This window comes from Mesorhizobium sp. (assembly GCF_004962925.1).
Classification (GTDB): Bacteria; Pseudomonadota; Alphaproteobacteria; order Rhizobiales; family Rhizobiaceae; genus Mesorhizobium.
This window is the reverse complement of record NZ_SUEO01000071.1, coordinates 10,735-26,204: the sequence shown is the minus strand read 5'-3', so window position 1 is coordinate 26,204 and position 15,470 is coordinate 10,735. Positions and strand designations below refer to the sequence as shown.

The following is a 15,470-nucleotide window of genomic DNA, read 5'->3' as shown; positions in this document are numbered from 1 at the left end:
GCCGCACCTGAAGGACAATCCATTTGCGAAGCGCAGGCCGAAGCTCCGCAAGCACCATAGGCGTTGCCGTCCGACGGGCCGGAGAAGAACATACCACGCCTCCGCCTTTCGACTTCCCTTTGCCGTTCGTTCATGGCGTTCAGTCGATTATGCTCAGCACGATATTCAGCAAGGAAGCCCGCAATGGCATCTGGCGCCAGCTTCAGGGCAAAGGCGTCGCAGTCCAGCTTGCTGGCGCGATAGCGCTTCTGAATTGATAATCACGACGATGGTAGTCATTCTCGACGATGCAAGAGTTGCTGCCATTTATTCGGACAGGAGCTACCGGTTCGATTGAACCGGTAGCGGTGAACGGAAAGGGCACAAACACCCTTCGGCCGCGATTTCGCGAATAGCAATACCGCAGAAACGTGCCACTTGGCGGAGGATCTGCGCCCTCCGAAGGCAGAAGTTACAGGTTCGAATCCTGTCGGGTGCAGCATTGCCGCAGTTCGCTTGCCGGCAACTATTCCTGCTGGAATTGACAGGGCCAATCTTCAGGCCTCGTCAAGCCAGAAGGCAACTCGGTCCGGGCGTCTCCGCAAGCCATGTTGAGCTGCCACTGTGACAGACCCACCGAATTGGAAAGGTCGACGCCCTCGATACGGGTCAGAAAGAAAAAGGCGCGGTCAAAGTCTATCGGCGCGGTGAACGTCGCTCCTCGGAAGTCCGCCCGTGCGAGATTGGCAAACGAGAAGCGGCTGCCGCTGATATCGGCGTCATGGAACTGCGCACGCCCCAATTCTGCCTTTGTGAAATCGACATTGGTCAGATTGGCGTCCTGGAAATTCGAGCGCTGCATTTCCGCGCTCGCAAACACAGCGCCCTGCGCGTCCATACGGCTGAAGTCGGTCCTGTAGGCCTCGATTCTGTCGAACCGGGCGCCTTTGGCGGTCGAGTCGGCCAGGGAAGCACGCACAAGCGTTGCCTTCTCAAGATTTGCCGCAAGGAGATTGCTGTTCCTGAGGTCGGTCGAAGTGAAATCAACACCGAACAGGTTCGCCCCGCTCAGGTCCTGTCCTTCTAGGATGAGAAGCTTCTTGTCACACTCGTGCCAATTGACGCGAGGCGTCGCGGCCGCGTGGCAATTGTGAGCAGCAGTGGCGTTCTGCCAAGCAAACACAGCTAGAACCAAGCCGGATGCGCCGTAAGCTCTGGTTCGCCTCAAAGTCATTGTTGCTGGACCTCTGCTACTCGCCAACACTCAACCTTACCACATCTGCTGACACTCGAGCCACGGTGACACCGCCGTCGCAGTTAGCGCATTTCTCGTATTCAAGCTTTGATGTTGATCAACCGATCAACCCGCGCGTAGGGCGCGATTTGCGAGCGCCTCCCCATATCATCGGCGGTCCAGCAGAGATTCATTTGTCACCGGCCAGGCGCATCATTCTGGCGTCGGACCTATTTGCGCCGACTAAGAAGCCCCGTCAGCAAACGAACTCGGTCACAGCACTGTATTGGCGGTATCCCTCTTCCGCTACCACCTACTTCGCGTCCTGCCAGCGGAAGTTCCGCTTCCTCGCCGAGCAGGGCCGCGAGCCTGCCCTGTTTCTCGACCCGATCGGCGCGAACGGATGCGAGAGGTGGACGATCACGGCGGCAATGAGGCCAAGGGCTCGAGCATCAACACAAATGACAGGCCAAGCATGTTGGCGGCGATGTTGTAGAGACTGCACATGCGCCTTTAAAGGTAAGCGCTTGTTTTATTGCCGGCGCAGCCATCCCACTGGTTCTATTTCGAGCACCGCGCCGATGGCGAGCGATATCTATGAGGAACGCTGAATGATCGGACCGCCAAGAAGACAAGGCGAATATCCCGACCGCGAGATCGACTGCCAGGAGGCCATGGAGCCAGGCAGGCGATCGTCGACTGATGCTGGAGGCTGGATGGACGCGCGGGGAGATCATGCGCTCGCTGCGCCGGCTTGTCGCCGCCGACAACATGACGCAAAAGAAAACGCCAAGGTCGAGGCCCAGATCGCGATCGCACGCGCAATGATGCGTGCCGGCCGGCCTCTCTAGGGTCGTGATGATCGCCGCAGCGAAGCCTTAAAGCTTCGGGCCCGCTTCCCTCAGAATCGATGCGCGATCGACCCGATGAGCGATACAATGTCGCGTATCTCCTGCTCAGTGGCACCGGACTCCCGTGCAAGCGCTTACATGTTCCTCCATTAGGGTGGTTCGCCTTGGTTCGTCTGCTATCACACAAATGCCTCGCGTTTGGGGTAGGAGTACGATGGTCGCTCCTGCAGCGGTTCGATTCCTCACCAGGATGTAGCCGCGAAATGCTCCTAGTGCGTAAAGGCCCGCTGCCGGTCCCTCCCGCAGCGGGCTTTCATTCGCGCCACCCAGTCTGACTTCGAATTATGCGGATCGCGCGAAAACCAAAGGCGGCGCCTCTCCAAACAAGAAGTCTCGTCTCAACGTAGTCTTCCGTAGCAGTAGAAATCCGCCGCGTGCCGCGTTGCCCTACTAGTTTTTGCCTATTCGGTTACTCTTCGGCCTCGCGACCGAGATGCAATGCTAGTTGGCTACAATCCACCCTTCACCTGCCGCCGCAATACCCCAAGGGTAGATCAAATCGAACGCGGTTAGCGCTCTCGCCAAGCTGGCATCAGGTGCAGAAAAATCAACGTAGGACCAACCGGCTCCAGGATCGCTGCGTCGCCACACTCTCAGAGTGCCACCCTTCCAACTGCCCGCATATTCATGGTCACCCAAAGTCACAATATTGATCAAGCCATCGCCCCCAGGATGCAGACTGCCCCCAGAGCCTCCGAGTTGGAATGCTGACTGCTGTCCATTAGCAGTTAAACAGTTGTGGTTGGCCTTGAAGTCAAATAAGCGCGTGCTATCCGCCGCACCCTTCAATTCAGCGTTCGCCTGCGGTGGGTGCCAGAGAGTTACGTGCAATCCCTCACTGACCAAGGATTTGATAAGAGGAACGAAATCGGAATCGCCCGCAAACAGTGTTGCTTTCGATATGTTGCCCCGGAAAGCGTTGGTCATCATATCAACCGCTAATCGGACATCCACGCCCTTTTGTCGCTTATCAACCACCCCCACAATTTGCCCGAGGGCAACGTGGACCCGATCGAGCGCCTGAATTTTCGCAAACCGATCGTGGTCTGGCTGCACGCGAGCTTCATAGGCAGCCTGCGTTTCATTGTGCGCCTTGCCTGGAACGGCATCGTAATAGAAAATTTTAGCGTAGCCCCCACCTGTCATCGGTGGAACATGCGGTTGATAGGCGCTCGCATCGCCAAATAAATCCAGACAAATCTTCCTCACGCTTGCTCGCAGGCAACTACCGTCGATGAAAAGATATTCTCGCTCCTCCCTCGATGTCATGGTCACCTTCGTTTCCCTGCGAGTTGCCCAATTCGACTTATCGATGAAGGTGTAGGAGTGCCGTTTTCTACAGGTGTCCGCAATGGGGGTTGTGAGCCGAAACTCAAACTAACCACCCAAATAGGAGGTTTATTGTTCTTCCGGAAGCGGCTGGTGCTCCGGCCGGGCATGATACGAATCGAAACATTTCATCCCCTTCCCGGTTTGTGGACAGACTTTCGATGGGCGCGATTTGGGCCAGGTGTTTCTTCCGGTCCAGGGGATCAAGGCTATGGAACACCACGGGTTCCGGTGCCTCGAGAGTCTTCCACCTCAGCTGAGCCGAGACAGTGCGCGAATGGCTGGAAACGGCTATCTGCCGGTCAGGGCGATCGACTAGGAAAGCGAGACGGACGGCAGCGACCAGGCTGGCACGACATGCAGAAGACCCGCCGCTACATTTGCGAAGCGACGGGCCTCCACCCCATTCCCCCATGCCTGACCACGCAATTGCGGTGCCAGACGTCTTGACCCATTGCGAGGCACCTTACGGCTCTACACAGCGCCACCTTGACCGCGCAGCGGCGGCTGATTGGCAGGCAGCACGACATCACCCCAACAAGATGCCTGCCACCTGTGCCAAGCCCCCGCCAAGCCATTGCAAACATCTACGCACGAGGCCGATCTGTCATTAGCTTTGCATCCTAATACTTATCCTGGCGTACATATCTTGCCCGGCGCGGCGCTCTTGCATCGTTCCCGACCGGCTTATTGCTGTCCGGGATTGCCGTCAGCCTACGCAGCCCTTGGCTAGAGCGGTTCGTCATTTCAAGGAACCGCAGAACCGCTCTATCTCTTTATTTTTGACTGCAATTCCGGACGGAAAACCGTTCGCACTTTTCCTGGAATTGCTCTGATTGCGGACTGCCTTGGTCAGTCCATCAAAAGCACAACAGCGGGATGCAGCTTCTTCAGATTAGGCAATGATTTCGACTGCCAGGGTATGTCGGGCGTTCCACGCACGACGAGTCGAACATCGGGATGCTTGCGCACCTCAATGGTAAATTTCGCCAGCAGGTTGATGCCGGAAGAGTTGAGAAAGTGAAGGTCCTTCAGGTTGAGCGTAATGGAAGCGGGATTCGAGGCTAGAACACGGGTCGCCAACGCCGTGATAGACGCACCGGCGTCGGAACTGGCAAGCCGCATTGCACCGTCGAAGAAAATTTCGCTTCCTTCAGTCCACACGCGGTAATCGTCTGTCTTGATTTCCATAAGCTGGCTTCATTTCGTTTAGTTGTGAATTTGCGAGATCGGAATGGAGGCATATGTCTCCACGCAAATCCGATCACTATCGTCGGCGGCGCTGAATATCCAAGCCAGGCGTGCGCCGTAGTCGTTCATCAATGTCAGCAATCCAAGTCCGGAGCCTCCCACGTCGGGGTTGGCGGCATTGGCTTCAATTCGCTGTATCAGCAGGTCCATAGGGTCGCCAACCGTGATGTCCGCCAGCAGACCTTGGAACGCAGACGCATCTTCCCCATCGACGTCATTCGACACTTTGAGCTTGAAGCACTCCGAGTCCATCGACGCCTCGATCACGATCTCACCCGGTGCGCGAAACTTGACGGCATTTTCGATGAGCTCGTTGACCAGATATCCGATGCTGTGCCGCACTTCCATGTAATCATTGCGGGACGACCGGAAGCGCAACGCGAAAAGATCGGCGATGAAGTCCGAGGTCGTGGCACAATGACGCCAACTCAAATCGAGAGGTCCGTCGAACAGCCGCACGCGACTGACGCTCTCCTTCATCCCGATCGCGATATCAGGGGTACCGAACAGCGTTGTCATTGCTATGTGTGCCTTATGATCACGAGGGTGATGTCATCGTGGATCTTCTGGATCCCGATATGGGCCATCAGATCGTCGATGATCCCAGTCTTGATGTCCTCGGCGCTGCTGCCGTGACGTCTTTGTACGCTCTGGCTGAGGCGCTCGAACCCGAACAACTTTCTTTCGTGGTCTTCCGCCTCGGTCACACCGTCGGTGTGCAGCACGATCACGTCGCCGCTTCCGAACAGGATGTCACGCGTCGCAATGAACTTCGAGATGTCATTCTCCAGGCCAACCGGTAGACCCAGATCAATCGTATCGATACGTTCGACTTCCCCATCCGCACGCACGACAAGAACGTCCTCATGCTGGCCGGATAGCGTTACCCGCTCATCTTCGAAGTCAAGAAAGGCCAGCGAGAGATGCTTGTCGGTGTTCGTCCGCTCGATGTTCTTGTAGATCGCTCTGTTCAGCCGATCCAGAAACTGGTGCGGATTCGCTTCGTCGGTCTCCTGCAGCGCGCGCGCAACGGATTGGACCATCAGCATCAGCACGCCGCTCTCAAGACCATGACCGGTCACGTCGCCGATGCCGATCTTGACCCGTGATCCGTTCTGCAGGACGTCATAGTAGTCGCCGCCAACCTCGTCAGCCGGACGCATGTAGGCTGCGATCTCCAGCCCAGGAATCGCTTCGAGTTCAAATTGTTTCGGCAGGACCATCATCTGGATCTGCCTGGCAACCGCGAGCTCGGCACCGAGGCGAACGTTCTCGTCTCGCAGCTTTTCGTTGAGTGCCGAAATCTCCTGGTTGGCGTCCCCGAGCTCCCTGGTTCGTTCGTCGACGAGCTGCTCGAGGTTTTCCGTGTGAAAGCTGATCTGCTCAGCCATCCGGTTGAAAGCGACCCCCACCGCTCCAACCTCGTCGCGCGTCGGAATGCTTACCCGGACTGAATAGTCTTTCGCCTGCAACCGCTTGGCGGCCCCGGCAAGCGCACTGAGGCCTGCAGTGATCCGCTTTGAAATTCCGAAGACAGCCGCAAAGACGATCAGGAGGGAAACGATAACTGCGATGACCTGGGTTATCAGGATCCGGTTGGTTGCGCTGGAAATGCTCTGCTGCGCTGCAAGGAGGGAAGCATAAATTTCCCGTTCGGGGACGACGAAGCCAAGCATCAGGGTTTCGGCCGTGATGGACCCCGTACTATTCCAGAGATTGACTGGGTTTAGCCGGCGAAGTACGACGATGTACGGTTGGGCTTTGCCGTTTTCCTCAATCGAAATATGCTTAATGACTGTCTTGTCGTCGGCGGGAAGTTCGAGCGCTGCGACGGTCGCGTGCGTACTCTTTTTGAGCGAGCGATCGAGGCCGGTAACGCCTTGACCTGCCGCACCACTTGCGATCTTGAGCCCGAGCATTTTCTCGCCTTCAGGCTTGATCGCGAGCACATTGCCGTTCGACATGGTGAGAAAACCGAAGCCCGTATCGGCGACCTTCACGCTTTCGACGATGTCAGCGAGTTGATCGAGCGTAACGTCGGCAGCGACCATACCGGCGACATTATTGCGGTCTTTCGTCCAGAGTGGGTGGAAGAAGCTCACTATGAGCTTGCCGGTAATCGCATCGATATAAGGAGCAGTCGCAGTGATGTCATCGCCCTTTACGGGGCGCGAATCGGGCTCCCTGATCCAGCCTTCCCAGCCTTCATAGACGCCAGGAAAGAAGAAATCCCAAAAATTCGCTTTGTCGTGGCCTGGATAAAGCTTGTCGAAGGTCTGCGCCTGATCGGAATAAGGAATCGTGCGCATGATCGGCCCTGCCTTCGGCCCTACGTAGTAGACCTGCAGCTTCTTGGCGCCAGTTGACATCTGGCTTGTGCCAAAAATATCGAAGATCGCACTCTCCTGAATGTCGCGGAGAATTTCGGGCTTCGGTTGGTGATCAGCGGAGAGGAGATAACCCCAGACACTCATGACCGAAGGTGACCCTTGCCGGGTCTGTACCCAGTTTCCCGTGGCGTCATATGCAAGCGGCGCATTAAAATAGGGGTTCTTCGCCAATGCCTTGCCGATCGCATCTTTTGCTTCCGGATAATCTATTAGTCTCTGCATGGAGGCGGCAAGTGCGGTCACCTCGGAGTGCATGCGGCCGAACAGGAGATCGGCGCGCAGCGCCGTCGTCTCGATATAGTTCTGGAGGTATTCCTGGCTTGCCTTGGTGAGGCCGCTCTCGATCTGCTGCGTCGCGTCCCGGGAAAGCCGGTTCACATTCCACAGCGCGACGCCGCCGCCGACGAGGAGGTCGAACAGCACCGCCCCACCCACAACGATCAAGAATTTAGCGCGGAAGCTGTTAAGCCGGAGGACAGGCCAGGGTCTGGGCGGTGTTGCATCCAAATCGGTCATAGCGGCTTGCGTCCCGATGCAACCCAGATCGGCCAGCCGGCATAGCCCTTGGAGTGGAGCGCAGCGAAGATGTGGTCCTGGAAGCCCTGTCGGAACCGCCTGATAAACGCCGGTGTGTCACCTCGCTTGGTAGCCATCTCTCCTGCATAAACATTCTCCCATGCCGCTATGACGTCCGCGAAGTCCTGTGGATCGCCGTCGTGGTTGGTGACCATGAAGGACTCGACCCGAATGTCTTCGAGCCCCGCTTCGGTCAGGTAGCGTTTGCTCTTCGGGCCGAGCTCAATATCCATCTGGAAGTGCGCCCACAGCTTGGCGACCTCGTTATAGGTCCACTGGATGCTGTCGGCGCGTGGTTCGCCCAGGCAGTGCGAATTTTTTTCATTGGTGATGTAGACACGTCCGCCCGGCTTGCAGATGCGAAACAGTTCCCTGAGGATCAGTTCGGGCTTGTTGAACACCTGCAGCGAATGGCGGCACGTGACGAGGTCGAACTGATTTTCCTCGAGCAGCATTTCTGATGCATCGCCATATGTGTACTCGATGCCCTTGATATCGAACTCCGCAGCCACGTTTCGCGCATAGGCGAGGCTCGACCTGGAGTGGTCGAGGGCGACGATCCGCGATGGCTGGAACTCCTTCTGCACGAGCACGGCGAAATCACCTATGCCGCAACAGATGTCGGCCATCACGATCCCGGGCCTCATGCCGTGTCGGGGCAAGATTGCGCGCTCGTGGCGCCAGGTCATCTTTGTTTGTGTGCGCAGGATCGGCACGAACCCGCCTTCCTCAAGGAAGCCCTGCCCCGGATAGAATTCGCTGTCATACTCCTCGACCGTGATGTTCGGTTCGATTCCGCTCAGGCGACCGAACTTTCGTGACGTCCATCCGACGACGCTTGACGTGATGACGATGAATTTGAGATCGGGTCGAGCCCGACAGGCGTCGAGAATGATTCTCGAAAAGGCGTGAAACGCAGCGTTGTTCATCTGAGTCAGACGTCTGACATTGACGTAGAGAACGCCGCGCACACGGCCGATCGCATCGCGAAGCAATGCTATGCTGGGTCCAAGTTCATCGATTGCCTGAGGCCGGACCACCCCCGATATGGAGAACTCCTGACTGTTGGCGTCGTATTGCGCCTTGAAACGCGGGAGAAGGTCGTAAGGGTTCAATGCAAGCCCTCGAGCGGGAGATCCACGACAAGCTTGATCGCATCACCGTCGGCTTCCTCGACCCTGAGTGTCGCGTTGTAGTCCATGGCCAGTTCCAAAAGAACCACCTCCCGGCTCGGGGCGAGATCCCCGGATACCGAATTGAGATATCGCTCCCGGACCTCGGATCCTGCGACCAGCGACACCGCTTGTTCGTAGAATTGACGCTCCTCTGGCACGCAAGGGAATGTCAACTCGATCCTGTCCGTCGCGCCATGGCGAGACACCCTGCATGCCAATTCGCCGTCGGCATGGCGCGTACGAAAGGCGACTTCCAGCAATTCGTTAAAGGCGGAAGAAAAGAGATTTGAATGCCGAACCGAGTCTGACCTGTTTCGGCTGACCATCCGGGCCATGTATGTCGAGACATAATCGCAATGTTTCCAGGCGGAGACGAAAGCTTTGATTTCCATGTCGATCTGGATCATCGGTTCAAAAGCCGACTCGCCAGCCAGGTGATGATGAACAGTTCCCATCGGCATCCTCACTTTTCCATCGTATTGAGCCCTCGCGGGGTGATGACCTCCGCGACAAAAAATGTCACCGCGTCCTGATGGGTCAGTCTCGCACCGACTCGAAAAATTGCGCGGTATCTGCCTTGATCGTTCTACAAATCCCCACTTCACGGTTAACAAAGGGTGCACGGCGCTAGAGCGCCCGATTCGATTCCTCCATCGCTCGTACCACCCTCAGCGGGGACCGCCTTATGAAATCGCCGATCGCCTCAACTCCAAGCGGCCGCCCCAGGAAATTGCCTTGCAGGCAATCGCAGTTTTCCTTGATCAGCCACCGTGCCTGTGCCGACGTCTCGACCCCCTCGGCAGTGACATTTATTCCCAGGCCGTGTGCCAGGTTCATGATCGAGCGCACGATCGTTTGGCTTTTGAGATCGGTCTCCAGGTCCGCAATAAAGTACTGATCGATCTTCAAAGTATCGAAGGGAAAGTTCTTAAGGTAGCTCAACGACGAGTAGTATGTTCCAAAATCGTCAAGAGAAATTCGTATTCCCAAGACGTTCAGAGTGTTCAACGTGTCGATATTGTCGATCGTCTTTTCAAGCAGGACCGTCTCGGTTATCTCAAGTTCAAGTCTGTCGGCTTCGATTCCAACGGCATCGATGATCTGAGCGACGGTGTCCGTCAGCGAACCGCTAAGGAACTGAGCTGGTGACAGGTTTACTGCGACTGTCAGCGAGGAGGGCCACGTCAATGCCTGGCGACAGGCTTCCTCGAGTACCCATCGTCCAATCTCTTCCATCAGACCGTCGGCTTCGGCGATCGGTATGAACACGTTGGGTGGAATGACTCCGACCTCGGGGTGCCGCCACCGCAGCAGCGCTTCGAAACCGATCACCGACGCGGGAGGCCGAATGAGCGGCTGATATTCCAGATAAAGTTCGCCGCGCTCCAGCGCGGTTCGAAGGCTGCGTCTCAGATTCTCGCGTTGCTCGAGCAAGAGCAGCATCGAACGGTTGAATGTTCGAGCGCAGCCGCGTCCATCTGTCTTGGCCGCGTAAAGGGCAATATCAGCGGCTTTCATCAACTGTTCGCCATCGGTCCCGTGCTCCGGCCCGAAAGCAATTCCGATGCTCGAGCCTACGAAGACGGGAATGCCGTTGATGACGAACGGGTTCTTGAACGCGTCGACCAGCGATCCGGCCAGGCGCTCAGCCTCTGCTGGCTGCTCCTTTCCCAATTGGATGACAGCGAACTCATCGCCGGCATACCGGTATGCGGATTCGCCGTCCTGCAGCGCGTCGCGGATACGGCCCGCCGCGAGTTGAAGAAGAGTGTCGCCTGCTCCATGGCCGAGCGTGTCGTTGACCGCTTTGAAATCGTCAAGGTCGATTTGCAGAAGGGCTGCTTTCGGCTTTGATCCGCCGAGGGCGGCCATTGCCTGCTGCAGCCGCTCGCCGAACCGCCGCCGATTCTGCAGTCCGGTCAGTACGTCGTGCGTCGCCTGATGGAGCAGAATTACATGCTCTTGCTCCTCAACGACGCTTCGCCCATCGCGCCCCCTTGATTCGATGATTCCCACACCATTCGCAGTGGCGAAAACGAAAGCGGACCGTGGCGCTTCACCCGATGATCGCGGCAAATCAATGCTTGCCGGTGAGCCGCCGTGGAACACACGAAGAAATTCGTCACGATACCTCGCATCGAGGAAGCTCGGGTAGATCTCCCAAACGGCAGCACCCGGCACCACCGCGCCTCCGTACAGGCCTTTTAGTTTGGCTGCGTAGTGCGTCAGACAGAAGTCGCGATCATAGAACGACAAAAATTCGGTCGTGTACGCCAAAAGGTCAGCGAGCAGCACTTCGCCGGGACGTGGTGCATCGCTTGAGGCAGGCCCCTCGCTCTCCGTGCCGACCCCTGATGCCTCCGGGTGCAATAGCCACCTCCATGGGCAGTGAGAATCCACGTCCCCCAGCCCAGAAATAGCATAACCGTCAAGCTTGGCAAACATACAACTCGCAGTCTCAACAAGTGTCTCATGCTGCGTAGTTGCAATGTATGCTCCGCTGTGATTGGCAGCGACATCGATGAACAGTTGGTTAATAAATCGGGAATTGGCTATGATTGATGGAGCGGTGGACGCGACACGAAATAATCTGGTCCATGAGGCGGCTGATCTTCCCCGCCCCTGTTTTGAGCCGGCCCCACTTCAACCATCCCCGATCCTGTACTCAGCTTCCGAGCGCTTTGAGCCAATCTTCAAAGGAAGAGGCCTCCTCGTGTCCGGCATGCGAAACAGAGTGGGCGGTGCGCGGCAACACCACGGAACTTCGGACTTCGCGGGGGCTGTAACCGAATTCCTTGCTAAATGCTCGGCTGAAATTAGCCGCTGAACTAAACCCGACGGCTTCGGCAATATTAACAATGCGCCGGCTGTCCGCCGGATCGCTAAGCGCAACATGGGCTGCCAGAAGTCGGCGACTTTGTATGTAATGGAGAACACCACCGCTCGGTTCGAACAACTGATAAAGACGAGAGCGCGAGACGCCGAGCGCCCGGCACATTGAATCCGGCGTCAGATGAGCCGCAATCAGATTGTTGTGGACGTATCGACGGGCTCGCTCCATCAGCGCGACATTCACCAGTTGTTCGGTGGCCGCGGCATGTTCCGCCGGGGGCGAGAGGCAGGCAATGATCATGCTGCGTGTTGCGTGCACAATGCGGGGCAGATCGTCAGCCGTGAGACTGCGCAGTCTTGCTTCGATGCTGTTGAGGTAGTCGAGCAAAAGGTTGGCAAAGTTGCCGGACAGAATTGAATTATTCTTTGCGTCCAGGGTTGCCGCCGCATCGGTGAACAAATCACGCGGCAAATAGAGAAAGAGACTTTGGGATTCCGTTGCCCTCCCGCGAAACGGGTAGCCAAGCGATCTAATCTCCAATTTGCCCGGCTGGTTTTCCGCAACGCGGCGATCGACCTCGGTCCACGACCGGCCAGTACGAGGCAAGACGATGTACCAGTGATCGATCGAACTGGATCGGAGCTTCGCGGCGGAACGCAAGTAGCTGTGTGCTGGCGCGCGCTGTTGAACGACCAGCATGCCACCGAGATTCCAAGCCGTGTGGTCGGCGGGAAAGCCATCGTTCAGCGATTTGTCATCCGGCAACCTGACCTCTATTAGCGGCGCCATATGCGCTTGCCAAGCGGCGAATTGATCCTTTGGCGCCAGTTCGAGCGTTGAAAAGGACAGAGGTTCAGACGTCGACGCGAGCGACGGAGCGTCCTCATTGTGGGACTGACCTTCGCGTGGCCAACGACGCCGATCGAGCTCCCGCGGCTGCCTCGCAGGGGCCTCGTCTCTCCTCTTAGTGTCCATCGCGCGGTACCATATCCGAATCGGGTATGCCCCATGCCCCTCTCAATCATGTGGTGTACCTCAGGATCTGGCAAGGCTGGTGAACTCGAGGCGACTAAAACGGCGATCAAGCTGGTTTACGGAAGAAATGCATTCCGAGATAAGTTTCTGGATCGGAAGCTAACGACACTCTTCAACTTGGTACGTATAGGTTCGGTCGTCGTGGAATTAGTTGAGGAGTCCACCGATATGACTGCAAAGCTCGACAGCGAAGCTCGTCGCAGGATAATTCTTGATCGATACAGTAAATTCGGTTGCACGCGAACTGCGAAAAAGGCGGCGGAATTCCGACAAGGATTTCATGTCCCAGAACAAAGCTGGAGGTCTAGAGCTCGCGATTGCGCGCTGATTTTTGGATTATTGAAAGCACCAGTCAGCGAGTCACCTTATTTCGACACACGCCCCAGCGGTTCATCAGCAAAAAAAGGCCCGCAGCAACCACGGGCAGCGGGCCCTGAAAGGTTCGCACAGATGCTGCGGCCGCGTTTCACTCGCACCTGCCTCAGCCATATTGATCTGGCTATTTGTGAAAGCGTGTTTGATCAGGTTTGCGCAAATGAACACATTGACCCTTTAAGCCGGGACGCCGAGGCCTTAGCGGTGGCAATTGTCGCAATCTTCCGAAACATTACTACCAACGAGCGCGAACTGCTGGAGGACGTTAGGTCTTTTCGTCGCTCAAAGGGCTCAGAGACGGCCCACTAGCTGGCGGCGCTGGGAGGCGAATTGTTCTAGCCCACTTTGGCATAGCCAGATTCGCATCTGTATTGGCCATTGGCGCCCGCCAGAGTGTAGCCACAGCGCTTGCGAAGGAGATGGAAATGGGCTTGGCCCAAGACTTGTCTGATGTTGCCCTCACATTCGATTGTCCGGATTGCTCGCATCCGGCGGTAAGGAAGGGCTCTGCGCTAAGAACGATCGCACATTTCAGGTGCAACGGGTGCAACGCCAAGGTACGGATCACCTATCCGCAGAAGGTAGCGATCTTCGAAAAGCACAAATTAGCCGCCCAAGGGGCATTGCGATGAACCCAAGGCTGCGGGCGTGATACCTTACTCGTGGTCACCAGAAATCCTGCAGCGAGGCGTGCCGAAGGTGCTCTTCGCCCATTGAATGCTTCACGCGGCCTTGATGCCCGACTTGACCCACTGCGTTGCCGGCAGCTTTGGCATGCCCTTGGACGATTGCCCGGCATGTTCCTGGAAGCGCTTCCACAGCCGCTCCCGCATCTCGCGGTTGACGCTGACATATCTGCGGGTTCCGGGCTCGGCTCCAGCGATGAAGCGCCACAGCTTGCCAGGACCTCCGCTTAATCAGATGCCGAAAACGCCAGGTAGCTGCGTCACATCGCGGATTTCGGTGTATTCGTAAAAGGGGTTGGCCGGCTCGTGGGCGCGATTGACCCAGACCTTGCTCTTGATCCCCAGATCATAGGCAGACATCAGGTCGTGGCGGAAAGACGAGGACACATGCGTGATGTCCTCCGGGCCGCAACCCAGCGTGTCGAACATGTATTCGAACGCCTTGAAGTGCGGCTTGTAGGCACCCGCCTCTTCAGCGGTCAAGACGGCATGAAAGGGCGCACCGAGCTTCGCCACGTTCGGGTGCCCGAGGGGGTCTGCGGGGATGATCCCCCAACTTGCGCCGGTGCCACCTGCGATCACTTCATCGTCCCATTCCCTCTGGAATCAACAGGTGGATGGAATCACGACACCGCCAATCAATCAACGCGGACGAATCAAATACACTCCGCCAAGAGCCGTCCCGGCTGCAAGATCGAAAGCGGACGCCCACAGCGAAATTCGACTCCCCACTTTTTGCGAAGACGCCGGCGATACCGCCAGAAGGTCTGCCGCCCGCCGCAGGGTAATCCATGCGCTAACTTGGGTTCTCCAAGCGGTTTGTTTTGCGCCACTCCTCGTACTCCCCGCGGGCATCGTCATGCAGCGGATAGTAGCGTTGCAACGACCCGCCCTCCAATAGCTTCACTCGCGAGAACTCCTCCCAATCGTGATGCTTTTGTGATTCTTCGATCACCTTCGCGGCCATTGCGACGGGAAGCACCACCACCCCGTCGTCGTCGGCCACGATAATGTCGCCGGGGATTACCGTGACACCGCCGCAGGCAATCGGAACGTTGACGGCGTTGGGGTAGATGCTGGTCTGCACATGATAATTTGGCGTCCAGCCGCGCAGCCATAGCGGCAGATCGAGCTTTTCAACATTGGGCCGGTCGCGCATGCATCCATCAATGACGATGCCCGCGCCACCCCTGCCTTTGAAATACGTCGACATCATATCGCCGAAGACGCCCGAGCTCATGTCGCCGCGCGCGTCCACCACGACCACATCGCCCTCCTGTGCGTGATAAAGCACGTGGCGATGCAGCTGCGTCTCTGGATCGGCATATTCTCCCTCGGTGAATAGGTCCGGCCGCTGTGGCATGAACTGCAGCGTCAGCGCCGGCCCGACGATCGACTTCCCGCGGTTCTGCGCCACCGGTCCGACCATGTGCGGATTGCGAAAACCCATGTGGCCAAGCGTGCCGGCAACCGTCGCGGCGCCGATCTCCCTTAGCGCGTCGATGAGGTCTTTTGGCGGCCGCGTGATGTCGGGAGCATGTGTCATCGTGGACTCCGGTTGAAAGGGAACTACCAGTTCGTAACAGAACCGTCGCGGCGCTTAAGGTGAGGCGCTTCCCAAAAACGAAAGCTCGCCGCCTGGATTGCCTCCTCGTTGACCTCGACGCCGAGCCCCGGCAGATCGCCGACCGGATAG

Annotated in this window: 12 protein-coding genes and 2 pseudogenes; 2 read left to right on the top strand and 12 right to left on the bottom strand. The window is 57.3% G+C overall.

What is annotated here, in order from left to right; all coding sequences use genetic code 11:
* Positions 1–337: hypothetical protein (locus E5W87_RS16165; protein WP_292399185.1), on the top strand; the 337-nt coding region annotated here is incomplete at its 5' end.
* A gap of 168 nt (positions 338–505) precedes the next feature.
* On the opposite strand, the gene E5W87_RS16160 is transcribed toward E5W87_RS16165, so the two are convergent.
* The 9 genes from E5W87_RS16160 to E5W87_RS16120 form a co-directional block, all read right to left on the bottom strand.
* On the bottom strand, positions 506–1,213 hold the full coding sequence (locus tag E5W87_RS16160) for a pentapeptide repeat-containing protein (protein ID WP_292399182.1): 708 nt from the start codon (positions 1,211–1,213) through the stop codon (positions 506–508).
* 1,352 nt (positions 1,214–2,565) lie between these two features.
* Positions 2,566–3,393, bottom strand: a complete 828-nt coding sequence (locus E5W87_RS16155) for an NYN domain-containing protein (RefSeq protein WP_292399192.1) — start codon at positions 3,391–3,393, stop codon at positions 2,566–2,568.
* 912 nt (positions 3,394–4,305) lie between these two features.
* Positions 4,306–4,644: a hypothetical protein gene (locus tag E5W87_RS16150; RefSeq protein ID WP_292399180.1), complete on the bottom strand. Its 339-nt coding sequence runs from the start codon at positions 4,642–4,644 to the stop codon at positions 4,306–4,308.
* An 18-nt stretch (positions 4,645–4,662) separates the two neighbouring features.
* Positions 4,663–5,223 carry an ATP-binding protein gene (locus E5W87_RS16145; protein WP_292399177.1) on the bottom strand — a complete coding sequence of 187 codons (561 nt, stop codon included), beginning with the start codon at positions 5,221–5,223 and terminating at the stop codon, positions 4,663–4,665.
* A 2-nt stretch (positions 5,224–5,225) separates the two neighbouring features.
* Complete coding sequence (locus E5W87_RS16140) at positions 5,226–7,610, bottom strand: SpoIIE family protein phosphatase (protein ID WP_292399174.1); 2,385 nt, start codon at positions 7,608–7,610, stop codon at positions 5,226–5,228.
* Positions 7,607–8,785, bottom strand: a complete 1,179-nt coding sequence (locus tag E5W87_RS16135; RefSeq protein ID WP_292399170.1) for a class I SAM-dependent methyltransferase — start codon at positions 8,783–8,785, stop codon at positions 7,607–7,609. The genes E5W87_RS16140 and E5W87_RS16135 overlap by 4 nt, the downstream gene beginning before the upstream one ends.
* The gene (locus E5W87_RS16130; protein WP_292399189.1) at positions 8,782–9,300 is read right to left on the bottom strand and encodes a ubiquinone biosynthesis methyltransferase UbiE; all 519 of its coding nucleotides are present in this window, start codon (positions 9,298–9,300) and stop codon (positions 8,782–8,784) included. Before E5W87_RS16130 ends, E5W87_RS16135 begins: the two co-directional genes overlap by 4 nt.
* 172 nt (positions 9,301–9,472) lie before the next feature.
* Entirely contained in the window at positions 9,473–11,122 is a 1,650-nt protein-coding gene (locus E5W87_RS16125) for an EAL domain-containing protein (protein WP_292399188.1), read from the bottom strand.
* A 388-nt stretch (positions 11,123–11,510) separates the two neighbouring features.
* Positions 11,511–12,653: a helix-turn-helix domain-containing protein gene (locus E5W87_RS16120; RefSeq protein WP_292399167.1), complete on the bottom strand. Its 1,143-nt coding sequence runs from the start codon at positions 12,651–12,653 to the stop codon at positions 11,511–11,513.
* A 33-nt stretch (positions 12,654–12,686) separates the two neighbouring features.
* On the opposite strand from E5W87_RS16120, the gene E5W87_RS16115 reads away from it, so the two are divergent.
* Positions 12,687–13,397, top strand: coding sequence for a hypothetical protein (locus E5W87_RS16115; protein ID WP_292399163.1), 711 nt, complete (start codon positions 12,687–12,689; stop codon positions 13,395–13,397).
* A gap of 608 nt (positions 13,398–14,005) precedes the next feature.
* Here the strand turns inward: E5W87_RS16115 and E5W87_RS16110 are convergent.
* From E5W87_RS16110 to E5W87_RS16100, 3 genes and pseudogenes are all read right to left on the bottom strand, one after another.
* A pseudogene (locus tag E5W87_RS16110) lies at positions 14,006–14,293 on the bottom strand (haloacid dehalogenase type II); the annotation flags it as partial.
* A 277-nt stretch (positions 14,294–14,570) separates the two neighbouring features.
* On the bottom strand, positions 14,571–15,320 hold the full coding sequence (locus E5W87_RS16105) for a ribonuclease activity regulator RraA (RefSeq protein WP_292399160.1): 750 nt from the start codon (positions 15,318–15,320) through the stop codon (positions 14,571–14,573).
* A 23-nt stretch (positions 15,321–15,343) separates the two neighbouring features.
* Positions 15,344–15,470: pseudogene (locus E5W87_RS16100) on the bottom strand (mandelate racemase/muconate lactonizing enzyme family protein); the annotation flags it as partial.

Coding starts and splice junctions, on each gene's coding strand:
- E5W87_RS16160 (WP_292399182.1), bottom strand. CDS start 1,213: ATGACTTTGAGGCGAACCAGAGCTTACGGCGCATCCGGCTTGGTTCTA.
- E5W87_RS16155 (WP_292399192.1), bottom strand. CDS start 3,393: ATGACATCGAGGGAGGAGCGAGAATATCTTTTCATCGACGGTAGTTGC.
- E5W87_RS16150 (WP_292399180.1), bottom strand. CDS start 4,644: ATGGAAATCAAGACAGACGATTACCGCGTGTGGACTGAAGGAAGCGAA.
- E5W87_RS16145 (WP_292399177.1), bottom strand. CDS start 5,223: ATGACAACGCTGTTCGGTACCCCTGATATCGCGATCGGGATGAAGGAG.
- E5W87_RS16140 (WP_292399174.1), bottom strand. CDS start 7,610: ATGACCGATTTGGATGCAACACCGCCCAGACCCTGGCCTGTCCTCCGG.
- E5W87_RS16130 (WP_292399189.1), bottom strand. CDS start 9,300: ATGGGAACTGTTCATCATCACCTGGCTGGCGAGTCGGCTTTTGAACCG.
- E5W87_RS16120 (WP_292399167.1), bottom strand. CDS start 12,653: ATGGACACTAAGAGGAGAGACGAGGCCCCTGCGAGGCAGCCGCGGGAG.
- E5W87_RS16115 (WP_292399163.1), top strand. CDS start 12,687: ATGCCCCTCTCAATCATGTGGTGTACCTCAGGATCTGGCAAGGCTGGT.
- E5W87_RS16105 (WP_292399160.1), bottom strand. CDS start 15,320: ATGACACATGCTCCCGACATCACGCGGCCGCCAAAAGACCTCATCGAC.